The following is a 12,224-nucleotide window of genomic DNA, read 5'->3' on the forward strand; positions in this document are numbered from 1 at the left end:
CAGGGGAAAATCTAGCCATTCCCCAAAATGATTGAAAGTTGAAAAAAATAATCTTAATCCTTTCTGTTTTGGTATGCGTCGGGACCGGCGCCATCGTTGTATGGAAATATTTCCTTCAGAAAACAAACAGGAATGCTGTCGATGTCATTTCTTCCGAAGCATTGTTCGTTTTTGAAACCTTAGAGCCTGTCTTGGCATGGAACCAACTCGTAAGTCAGCCTTTTTGGGAATCACTATCCGGGATACAGACGTTGAAAAATGCCGAAAACAATCTTTTGATTTTGGACAGCCTTGCCGGTAGATCCGGGATTTTGCAAAGAAATCTCAAAGGAAATCAACTGGCAGTTTCACTCCATCCTACAGGCAAAGATGAATTTGATTTTTTATTTGTTTTGGCCTATCAAAACCCCGAAAGTTTTTCCTTGATCAAAGATTTGGAGAATAAAGTTCTTGAAAAAGGCTCAATAACCTCAAGGAATTACAGTGGAATCGACATCAAAGAGCTGAAAACAAAAAGGGATGGTATCACACTCACATATGCAAGAATAGACAATCTATTAGCTGTAAGCTTCACTTCTTTTTTGGTCGAGGACGCTATCAGGCATTCCCAAAACGAGGACCTATCCGTATTTGGAGAGTTTCATGAGGAGCTTTTTCAGGAATTGCCAAAAGCAAAAGGTTTGGGAATCCTTAGAGTAAGCAGTGCTGGAATTGCCGGAATCGTGAATGGGATTGGGTTTGACAAAAACCTGACCTCGCTTAAGAATTTTGAGAAAAACAAATTGTCCGCAAACCTCCAGTTGGAGTTTAAAGCAGACAGTATTTTTCTTGAGGGGGCGGTATTTTTTGATGGAGATAGAAATGTAGGTCTAAAGCCTCTCGGAACTCCAGCAATCGACTATTTCCAAGACTTGATTTCCAATAAAACAGCCACTTATTTTCAATACCAACTCGAAGATCCTTTTCAGCTGTTTTCAAATTTAGAATCGGATTTTCCTTTCAATAGTTTGGTGATGGGCGATATCGAAGCTGGATTGATTAAAAAAGGCTTTACAAAATACCTTACCGGCCATATTGCATTTCTTAACCTGGAAAAGCTCCCTAATGAGCCACAGGATAAAATTTTGCTTCTTAAAACAGAAAACCCCAATGTACAGATTGAATTGCTCAAAAAATTTGGTTTTGAGGAAAATCAGGAGACAGAAATATCCAGATTAATGGATGTCCATCAGGGAAAAAATATATTTATGATTGGGATTCAGGAGTTTCCTGCTCACCTTTTCAATGGCAATTTTGTAGGGTTTGGTGACTCGTATTTTACTTTGATTGACGAAATAATTGTTATCGCCAATAGCAGTAAAGCGATCAAGGTTTTTATTGATGACTGGAAAAGAGGGAAAACTTGGGGACAATCCTCAAATGAAAAAAATCTTATATCTACGATGACAGCACCATCTGGATTTAGTATGATGTTGGATATTCAGAAATTCTGGAGCAACATCGAAGAGGGTAGTTCTCCAGGATGGCAATCCTTCTTTCAAAGGTATGAGTCCAATTTAAAAACCTTTGACAGGTTGGTTATAAAGATGGGGCAATCAGGAAACAAAACCAGGGTTCATATTGGAATAAGCCATCATCTCGGAAAAATAGGTGCTTCTGAGGAAGAAGCCTTTTTAACCGAAAATAGATCGGTTCCTTTTGCCAACCCGTTGATCTATGGACCGGTAAGTATCCAAAATTTCATTGATAACAGCACTGAATTTGTGGTTCAGGATGAATTGAACAATCTTTTCCTGTTGACAAGTGAAGGGGAAGAAGTTTTTTCAATAGGATTGGACGGGCCGATTATTTCAGAAATTTTCCAGTTTGATTTTTACAAGAATGGCAAACTCCAACTGATTTTCGCCACCAAAGACAAAGTCTATGGGATAGACAGAATAGGTAATCCTTTGCCTGAATTTCCGATCATACTTACCAATGAATCAATTTCCCACATTAATTTATTGGATTATGAGGGTGATCGCAACTACAGGATATTTGTCGGCACCCAAAAGGGAAATCTTTATTTATTTGACAAATATGGAATGGCCTTGGAAGGTTGGGATCCAAAATCTATCGGGTCGCCTTTGGCTGTAAAGCCTGCCCATCACCGCGTTGCGGGAATAGGAGACCGGATGGTTGTTTTGGGAACCAAAGGAAAAATCCATTTTTTCAACCGTAGAGGGGAGCCTGAAGAGGGAAGCCCGGTTCAGGTAAATGGGGAATTAAGTTCTGATTATGTCTTATTGGAAAGGGGAACAGCCAAGGAGACCCAGCTTGTCACTGTGACCAAAGAAGGGGAGGTGATCATGGTAAACTTACTTGGCGAGGTCACATTCCGCAACCAATTGCTTCGGCCGGATCGTGAAAGCAGGTTTTACCTTGTCAAAGACCAAAAAGATGGCAGGTATTTATATGTGGTTCATGAGTACAATAAAGTAACCGTTATGGATTCGGATTTTAAGGAAGTCTTTTCAAAGCCAATATTGTCTGAAGATCTGGAGTTTCAATATTTTACTTTTGGACAAGATAAAAGCATATTTGTAGTGGTCGACAAGGTTCAGGAATTTATTTATTTATATGACTTTGAAGGTAATCTCATTAACCCAGTTCCTATCGACGGAAGCCGAAAAATTGATGTTGCCTATTCTCCGGCACAAAATAGATACCTGATTTATGCAGTTTCAGGACAAGAATTTAAGGAATTCATACTTGACTACTAATATTCCATTCTTAGTGATAATCTTTAGGGATAATTTAACTTCAAATGAATTCCTGGCTAATACCTTAAAAAAGAAATAGCAAATGGTAAAATTTATGAAACCCGGTTTTTTGATTTTTTTGATGTGCTTTTGTTTCTCAGGTCTGAAAGCCCAGACTTCCATGAAGGAACTTTGGGATTCTCATTCTACTCAAAAAGGAGAAAATCCTGACCTAAGCACCCCATATGGTACTGCATTACATTTTTTCTATCATCTCGAAGAAGATAATTTCAAGCCGGTCGAGGCTTCCAAAGCCTTGAGGTTAACCAATGTCAACACAGCAGAAGGAGGAAATCTTGCTGTACGCCTTAAGCAAATTTTTGACGGAAATGGTATAATTGTAAACTTCGTCCAAATTCCGGACAATTCTGACTACACAGATTCGCTATTCAATAACCAAGCGAAATATTTTTTTGATTCAAGGCATTTTCCTCAAATTTATTTGGAAAAAATAGGAAGGGAGTGGAAATTTAGTTCACATACTGTCTCCCAAATAGATAAAATATATCATGAGACTTACCCGTATGGTACGGGAAGGCTGCTCAGCCTTTTGCCAAAATTAGGTGATCAAGTCTATTTTGGATTGCATTTTTGGCAGTTGGCAGGAATATTCATTTTGGTATTGCTTCTTTTTTTGTCGCATAAATTACTCACAATAATTTTAGATAAGGGGTTACTGTACCTTCTCCAGAAGTTTGGATATGGATATTTAGGGGAAAAATATATATTACCTCTCGCAAGGGTAATAAGTATTTACCTGATTCTTGTTTTTTCGGTTTTATTCATCAGGGTACTTCAGCTTCCCGCCGAATTAGTGGCTTGGGTGATAAAAATCCTTAACGTGGCAAAGCCATTGGTGATCACCATTGTTTTTTATAATATCGTAGACATAGTGGCTATGTATTTTGCAAAACTGGCTGAAAAGACCGAGTCAAATCTTGATGACCAGCTTGTCCCTCTCATCAGGAAATCACTCAAAACCTTGGTCATTATAGTGGGTACATTGTTTGTATTGAAAGATGGGTTGGAAATTGACATTGTGCCGTTTTTGACAGGGCTTTCCATTGGTGGACTTGCATTTGCATTGGCTGCCCAGGATACGATCAAAAATTTTTTCGGATCAATCATGATCTTTATAGACAAACCCTTTCAGGTCGGTGATTGGATCACATCAGGAGATGTCGATGGGACTGTCGAAGAGGTAGGCTTTAGATCTACCAGGATCCGGACCTTCCGCAATTCGGTGATGTATATTCCAAATGGTAAAATCGCGGATGCTACTATAGATAACCATGGACTTAGACAATACAGAAGGTTTTATTCTACCCTTACTATTACTTATGATACCCCACCTGATTTGATAGATACATTTGTATTGGGATTGAGGAAAATAGTAGAAGCGCACCCCCATACGCGCAAAGATGTTTTTAATATATATTTCAACAACCTATCCAGCTACAGCCTTGATGTCATGTTTTATATCTTTTTCCAAGTTCCTACCTGGCAGGAGGAATTAAGATGTAGGCACGAAATTTTGATCCAGATTGTCAACCTTGCAAATTCTTTGGGTGTGCGGTTCGCATTTCCTACGCAGACCATGCATATGGAAAGTTTCCCTGAAAAAAAGTCACTTGTCCCTTCGTACCCCAATGATGTGGCTCTTTACAAGGCGAGGTTGCAGGAATTTTTGGATAAGGAACTTCACAAAAAAGACACCTGAGTTTGTAAACAATAGAAGCTAAGGTTTCAAATCCGGTTTTTCTTCAAAGGGAGGTAGCTTTGATTTATGTGAGGTTTATTTCCTTTTACAAATGCTCAGTCAAGTATTTTCAATCTTTTTGTGAAAAACGACATTGTGCCATCCGACTCCTGATTCCCTATGGTAATTTCAAAATCTCCCGCTATTTCAGAGCTGTAAATTTCTAAAGGAGCGGATAAATCCTTCGCGGCATTCCAAAACAAAGTACCTCTGAAATCAGGAAAATTCGGAACTGATGGATTGGAATTCAAATGGGAAGATTTTGGTCTTTTTACTTTTTGGATTTCAGGATAATTGAGATAAAGGGCATTGGAGGGTAATGGAAAACTTCCGAAATCATTTTGGAAAGAGGTAAAACTCATCACTCCTGAATATTTGTCCTCATTGAAAGAAAACTCGCGGGTCATCACCTCAAGTTTTTGGATGTTTACAGGATCAAATGCAGCCAAGGCATCGGTGTCAAAAACAGGCATGGCGTCGATTAAGATCAGCGGATTCTCCTGAAAAACAGAACCCAAAGGGCTGTTTAATACTTTAAACAGTGTTTTTTTATTCTGCTTTCTCACCAATACTTCTGGAACATATTCCCTAAGGGTAACCTCCATATTTTCAAATCTGGTATAGTCATCCAACAAATAAGTTTTGTCAGCATCAAAACCAATCACAATCGGAGAGAACTCTATGGAGTCATTGGAATAATAATATGTACTGACCTGGCCCGCAAGAATCAAATCCGAAAGGAAATCCCTGTCTTTTTCTGCCATTTGTAGGACAGGGAAAATAAAGTCCTCTTTAAATTTCAAAGGCAAAAATGGCAATTCAGGAGAGAAATTGAGTTGTTTTTCGATATCTGAAGATTGGGCGATCAGGTATTTATAGGATTTAAGTGCACCGATTTCAAAATATAGATCCCCGCTTTCCTTTGGCTTGGCCGAACTCAAATATGACTGCACTCCATGTGTGGAAAGGAAAAATGTCTCTGTTGTATCAATCTCAGCGTTTCGGTTTTTACCATGGACAATATGGCCAAATGGCTCAGGGATGAGTTCATTACTTTTCTCTAATTCTTGGTAGATTTCACCCATATAATACCCGGCATGGGTTTCCGGCAAGAATGGATTTGAAACAGAAATGGAAATCGATGATCCTGTTTTGAAGCTTGATAGAGTTAGGTCTAAAACAGCCTCGGATTTTTTTGGTAAAGAAATCACCTTTTCCTTATCCATCTCCGTCGCTTTTACAGGCGGATAAATTTTCCCTGTTTTTAGGGGTGCTTTTATTTTGGAGGGCTTCCTAGGGTTGATGATGGTAATGAACTGGTTGAAAATTCCCTTTTCTCCGATCATAGGACTGACTCGGGTATAAAATCTCAACAGGTAATTGTCTGATTCCAGATCCTTTGGGATTTCTATATATCCTTCAGATTTACCATTATTTAGGGGATATATTAGCTGATGGACAGGCAGCCCATTTCTATCAATCAACTCCGCATAGCCAATTTTAGAATAGAATTTAAGGGCGGAATCCAATGCCTGCATCGAAAACCAAATTGTCTCGCCGGTGATAGCTATATTTTTGGAAACATGGGCGTATACTGATTCTTCAACTTTGCTTTGAGACCATCCCTTCATAGGGATGATGATTAAAACAAATATCAGCATGGTCAAAAGTCTTTTTGTTGTCATCATTTCAGTGTTAATCTTCCCAAAAATCAGGCTTGATGTTGGTTCCCCTCAAAGTGCAGTCTGTACATTCCCTAGTAGCTGCTCGAAAACCTATCGTAGTAGTGACTACTACCACAGGAACCACCGGCAATCTAGACCCGGTTGCAAATTCTCTTTCATAATTCGCAATAAGGACAGTGTCTTGGTCGAGCTTGCAGAATTCATACTCTTCGATAAAATACGGCCAAGGAGCTACATCTTGGGCATTGATATAAATCCTTTTGGATGCTGACTTTCCCATACTGACGATACCGATTACATTTTCCCCGTCTGAGTTAATGGCATTGATATTTCCTGTGATTAGAGAGGGTAAGGGGCTGAATATCCCGCCGATATCGTCTGAATTTTTTCTTAAAATCTCCCAAAAATCATAGGTCTCTTTATTGATGGCCCTTTGACGTACTTTGATGCTATAGCGTTGGGTCAGTTTTTCAGATTTGAGAGGAATTCTTACCAATTCACGTTGCAGGATGGTATTGTCTTGAAAACGTGCTGCATTCTGTAATATAATCTTCGGGAATTGGTTGGATTTCCAGCAGAGATCTATTTTTTGATCATCTTTTCTAAAATCCACATTTTTTGTGATGGGATTAAAAATAAACTGACTTCGGACACCTGGACGGAAAATCCAGTCCTCTTCGTAATCCCAAAGGAAATATTGGGCTTCCTCATTCCCTTTGGTACTGATGAATATTTCGACTCCGGCATTGTCTTGCAAAAAACCGAGTTCTTCTACCTCGGGTGTGATAATGGGTGTCATTGGGTCAGAAAGGTATTGGATTCCATTTTGGGTATTGATTCCGAGTTGGTAGGTAAGATTGGCATCGAAAACGGCCGAATGGGAATAAACCCCTGTTTGGGATTCCTGAAAAGCCCATTCTTCACCTGTTTCGGATCTTAAGAATACCAAGGCACCGCTTTCCGGCCTAAACCCTAAGCCACTTCGGATTGGGCTTGTTCTACTCAAAGTTATTTCGGACAGTTCTCCACCGATATCAATAAACCCTTCGACCACTAGGACTGCAAGATCCTGGTTTGTCACCTCTGGTTCAAAGGGATCTCTGCATCCCACCAAAAAAATGGTCAGCAAAAATAAGGTTTTGACGATATGGTTTATTTTTCTTTTCACTTAAAACTGGTTTTTTGTATTCTTTATAATTTAAGCTAATCAATCTTCCCAAAAATCGGGAGCAATATTGGTTCCCCGAAGGGTGCAATCTGTACATTGTTTTGTGGATGCCTGGTAGCCAAGAAAAAACATCCCGTCAAATATCTCCCTTGCCGGAACCCTATCAATATTGTTGAATGCGGTACTCGCCCTATTGGGGGGAATGGTGTCCCCAAAAACAAAACAAAATTCATATTCAGGAATGAACACCTTCCATGGTGCGACATCTGCATAGTCAATATATATACGCTGACTTGCTGATTGGCCCATGCTTACATATCCTATAGCATTGTCCTCTCCAAGAGTGACAGCCTTGATATTGCCACCGATCAGAGACGGCAAGGGACTGAATATACCACCGATATCATCAGAGTTCTTTCTCAAAATTTCCCAAAAATCATACGTGGCTTGGTCTATTGCCCTTTGTCTGACTTTAATGCTATACCGTTGGGTTAATTTTTCTGACTGATTTGGGATCCTGACAAGTTCCCTTTGGATGATGGTGTTGTCTTCAAATCTTGCAGAATTTTGAAGAATTATCTTTGGAAATAGGTTGGTGTTCCAGCAAAGGTCAATTCTTTCATCGGGTTCTCTTTTCGAAACCGCCCCATCTTCAAACTTTAAAAATGAAATCACACCAGGTCTGAAAATCCAATGCTCTTCATAATCCCAAAGGAAATATTGGGCTTCATCGTTGCCTTTGGTACTTATGAAAATTTCCACACCAGCCTCATCTCTCAAGAAATTCAATTCATTGATTTCAGGGCTGATAATAGGTTTCATTGGGTCTGAAACGTATTGTTTACCATTAGAAAGGTTGATGTTGAGTTGGTAGGTTTTGTCCGTGTCAAAAAAACCGGTATAGGTATAAGTTCCAAGATCGGATTCACTAAAAGCCCATTGTTCCCCTGTTTCAGATTTCAGAATAATCGTAGCATCGGTGACCGGAAGTGCCGAAGTATCGCTTCTGATAGGATTGGTTTTGCTTAAATATAGGATGGATTCCTCTCCGTTCGTTTCTATAAATCCTTCCACTACTAGGATGGAAATGTCCTGATCTGTCACTTCCGGTTCGAAAGGGTCACGACAGCTTCCCCATAAGAATGCCAATATTACCGCCACAATATAGGAGATACCCTTTCCCATCAGATTCGGAAATTATAAGTTATGAATGGAATCGGTTCAGCAAAGATGGACAATTGGTATCCCTGCAAAATCCCGTTGACAGGGGTGAAATATACCGAGTAAGGGTTTCTTCTCCCCAAAAGGTTATATACCCCGATAGACCAAGAGGAATGGGCAAGTTTTCTGACTTTATGGTTTCCTTCTATATTGATCGACACATCGATTCTGAAATAATCCGGAATCCTATAAGCATTTCTGTCAGAGAAATAAACCCGCTCAGATCCTCCATAATTAAACTTTGCGACAGGGAGTGTGATCGGTCTTCCTGTGCTGTAATTGGCATTGACAGATGTACTGAAACGCTTACTCAAAGCATAATTTCCTACCAAAACAGCATTATGTGGCTGGTCGAAGTTGTTTGGATACCATTCCCCTCCATTGATTTTTTCAGCCATTTCCTCCTGTGCCGTTCTCAACAATGACCTGGAATACGTGTAGCTTATCCAACCATTGAGTTTTCCTGTGTTTTTTCTCAACAAAAATTCCGCCCCATAAGCCCTTCCATCAGTTCTTAGGACACTTTGCTCAATCGCATTATTCAAGATCAAAGAAGCTCCTGACCGGAAATCGATAAGGTTTTTCATTGACCTGTGATAAGCCTCTACCGAAAACTCAAACTTATCTACTTTGATGTTTCTGTAATATCCGATCGAAACCTGATCTCCCCATTGTGGGCGGATATTGGGAAATGTCAGTCGGCGCAATGGCGGCATTGTTGGTCAGCAAATGGATAAACTGCCTGTTGGTATTGTACCCTGCTTTGACTGAGGAAATATTGTTAAGGCTATACCTTGCAGAAATCCGGAACTCAGGTCCGTTGTAAGTTTTGATGGTTTGCCCATTATTGAAAGTAGTTTCTCCGACCAAATTCGGTGGGGAAATTGGTAAACCCGGCTTGTATTCTCGGACTGTATTTGGCCCCAAATAATTATAAACGGCGTAGCGCATCCCGTAATTGATGGAAAATTCATCCGTTACCTCAAAGTTGTCACCCAAGTAAATCGACGTTTCGAGAGCCTGTTCCGGGTTTACTTCTTCGGGTATCACGATGGATTCCGGTCCTGAAGGCTGGATAAACCCCGGGTTAAGTTGGTATCTGATAGTATTGACACCAAAAGTAATGGTGTGTCTCAGGTCATACTCATAAGAGAAATTTGCTTTGAAAAAATCCTGTCTGATGCCAAAACCAAAATCATAACTGTTCGCAGGATTGTCTCTCCCTTCGATATCGAACTGATAATGGTCTCGCCCTGCGACAAATTCTCCTTCCAATCTGTCACTGAAGTAATGAGTCCATCCTATGTTGATACTCCTGTTTTGGTACATGAAGGTAGTATCCCTATCAAAACCAAATCGGTCACTGCTTCCATAGGTATTCAGTCTGATGATGTTTTTGTCATTCAGTTTATGGGAAACATTGAGGTTGAGGTCATAGAAATTTGCCCTGCCATCTTTGAAATCTGTATTTTCTTCCAAAATATTCAATAGCCAATCAGAATAAGTCGATCTGGCACCGAGTGCAAAAGTTGTTTTTTCTCCCACAGGACCTTCTACTGAGATCCTGCCGGTCAGTAATCCTATTCCTCCCCGGACAGTGATTTTTTTATCATTGCCATATTTGGCATGTACATCCAATACCGAAGAAAGTCTCCCCCCATACTGTACTGGGATGCCGGCTTTGTACAAATCCACAGATTCAACAAGGTCTGGATTGAAGGCTGAAAACAAACCGAAAAGGTGGGAAGGATTGTAAATTGTAGCGTGGTTGAAAAGAATCAGGTTTTGATCAGCAGCACCGCCCCGCACATTGAATCCCACACTTGCTTCACCGACAGTCTGTACACCAGGAAGGGTCAGGATGCTTCGGATGATGTCCACTTCTCCCAATATGGCCGGAATCTGCCTCATGGTTTCCATGTTCAGTTTTTGTACACCCATTTCCGGTCTGGAGATATTGGTCATTTTCTCCGAAGAAATGGTGACTTCAGAAAGGGATATGATGTTTTCTTCGATGGCTACATCCAATACCCCATCGCCCTGAAGACTTATCTGACGTTGTTCCACAAATCCCCCAAGGTTTTGAATGAAAATTGTATGTCTTCCGATCGGCAATTTGATTTCAAAAAGCCCATCTTGATTGGCGATAGCCCTTGTGTAGTTGATTTTTTCGAAAATCACTGCTCCAAAAACCGGATTTCCTGTTTCAAGTCCGGTAATTTTTCCACGTAAAACAGCTTCTGTTTTCCCTGAATTATCTTCCTTTCCGATTACATACAGCTTGTTTCTGGAAAAAGCCCTGCTGATGTCACTTTGCCGAAGGATGCTGTCTTTTTCAATTTCGGATACTTGAGAAAAAAAATCTTTGGGCAAAGAAGTGTCAAGGGCTGTCCCCTTGGTCACAAAAATCCTGTTTTTTTCATCAAGGTGATATTTCAGATTTGTGCCTTCAAATACTCCTGAAAGCACTTGGCTGATGGTATTGTCTTTGGCGCTGATATTGACCACTATGTCGGCTACATCCTCCTTGGAGAAATAGAATCTATAAGAGGTCTGAGATTCAATTTGATTTGCAAACCTCTCAAAACTCAATCCAGGAAATAAACCCGAAATCCTTTCTTCGCCTGGTTTTAAATCCTGCGCCCAAATTTTTGGTACTAAAAATATCCCAAAAAACAGGATCAATATCAGCAGCTTATTCATGTGTCGATTCGTTAAAGGATTCTACCAAAAAAGACAAATACCTGCGCCTGTCATTTCTATAATTCAGGCTTTTTTCTTTGGCACCCCGGTTGACGAGTTTCTTATCCAGACCCAAAAAAGTGATAGCTTGACCTTTGCTTTTTATCTCTTCTATCTGAGCCCCTTTTTGGATCAAAAAATCAGACTTATCAACAAAAACGCTACTATACTGAGTCATCTCTCTTTTGGCTTTGGTAGTTTTGAAATGCTTGCACAACAGATTTGCCTGCTCTCCTTTTTCCACTAATTCATAAAATCCCTTTCCATGATGGCTGTATTCTGGATTTTCATTTATCCTGATAAATGTGATTTTATCCGGCAGCACAAATCCATCAATCTTATCTGTTTTGATCAAAGTTTTTTGCTTGTGGACAGGGTGGAATGTAACCACCTCATCAGAGAAAATATTGTATAACAAAGGGACATTTTCATATGTAAGGCCATTAATGGTCAGGCTGCTGTATTCAAAATTTTTGGATTTAAAATAAGGGAAACCTTCTATGTTTTGTGGAGGATCGACATAATATCCCCCACTTACTATCTCTTGATGGAGAGGAATATTGGCCTTATAGGCATCTTCTAATTCTTGAGACGACTGTGCTTGGAGATTTGATACAACGCAAACACTTATAATGAGTGAAAAAAAATAAGGTTTCATAGGTTTTCTAGGAGTACTGGTTTGATATGATCAATATAGATAAAAAAAGAAGGGAGAAATCAGAAGTATTTTGGATTTTTACGGATGGTTAAATTTTATATTATTGATACCGTATTTTTAATGTTCAGACCTGTAATTTCAAAATTTATTATTAATTCAAACCTATTTTTAATACAACCCACATGACTAC

8 protein-coding genes are annotated in these 12,224 nt (G+C 39.7%); 2 read left to right on the forward strand and 6 right to left on the reverse strand.

The genetic code is table 11. The annotated features are described in order from the left end of the window. The first annotated feature begins 38 nt into the window (after positions 1-38). Both ACZFYI_RS00785 and ACZFYI_RS00790 read left to right on the forward strand, forming a co-directional pair. Positions 39-2,762, forward strand: coding sequence for a hypothetical protein (locus ACZFYI_RS00785; RefSeq protein WP_462522213.1), 2,724 nt, complete (start codon positions 39-41; stop codon positions 2,760-2,762). A gap of 94 nt (positions 2,763-2,856) precedes the next feature. Then, positions 2,857-4,521, forward strand: a complete 1,665-nt coding sequence (locus ACZFYI_RS00790; RefSeq protein ID WP_462522214.1) for a mechanosensitive ion channel family protein — start codon at positions 2,857-2,859, stop codon at positions 4,519-4,521. A 95-nt stretch (positions 4,522-4,616) separates the two neighbouring features. Here the strand turns inward: ACZFYI_RS00790 and ACZFYI_RS00795 are convergent, their stop codons facing one another. Genes ACZFYI_RS00795 through ACZFYI_RS00820 form a run of 6 tightly spaced genes read right to left on the reverse strand, consistent with a single transcriptional unit; the run spans position 4,617 to position 12,034 of the window. Next, the gene (locus tag ACZFYI_RS00795; protein ID WP_462522215.1) at positions 4,617-6,248 is read right to left on the reverse strand and encodes a hypothetical protein; all 1,632 of its coding nucleotides are present in this window, start codon (positions 6,246-6,248) and stop codon (positions 4,617-4,619) included. Between the two features lie 7 nt (positions 6,249-6,255). Next, the gene (locus ACZFYI_RS00800) at positions 6,256-7,413 is read right to left on the reverse strand and encodes a DUF4249 domain-containing protein (RefSeq protein ID WP_462522216.1); all 1,158 of its coding nucleotides are present in this window, start codon (positions 7,411-7,413) and stop codon (positions 6,256-6,258) included. Positions 7,414-7,452: 39 nt separating this feature from the next. Further along, a complete protein-coding gene (locus ACZFYI_RS00805; RefSeq protein ID WP_462522217.1) occupies positions 7,453-8,598 on the reverse strand; it encodes a DUF4249 domain-containing protein in 1,146 nt (381 codons plus the stop codon). Then, complete coding sequence (locus tag ACZFYI_RS00810; RefSeq protein ID WP_462522218.1) at positions 8,598-9,350, reverse strand: hypothetical protein; 753 nt, start codon at positions 9,348-9,350, stop codon at positions 8,598-8,600. Before ACZFYI_RS00810 ends, ACZFYI_RS00805 begins: the two co-directional genes overlap by 1 nt. Continuing rightward, entirely contained in the window at positions 9,256-11,337 is a 2,082-nt protein-coding gene (locus tag ACZFYI_RS00815) for a TonB-dependent receptor plug domain-containing protein (RefSeq protein ID WP_462522219.1), read from the reverse strand. Before ACZFYI_RS00815 ends, ACZFYI_RS00810 begins: the two co-directional genes overlap by 95 nt. Beyond that, positions 11,330-12,034, reverse strand: a complete 705-nt coding sequence (locus ACZFYI_RS00820; RefSeq protein WP_462522220.1) for a hypothetical protein — start codon at positions 12,032-12,034, stop codon at positions 11,330-11,332. The genes ACZFYI_RS00815 and ACZFYI_RS00820 overlap by 8 nt, the downstream gene beginning before the upstream one ends. Positions 12,035-12,224: the final 190 nt, after the last annotated feature.

The organism is Aquiflexum sp. (assembly GCF_977115555.1).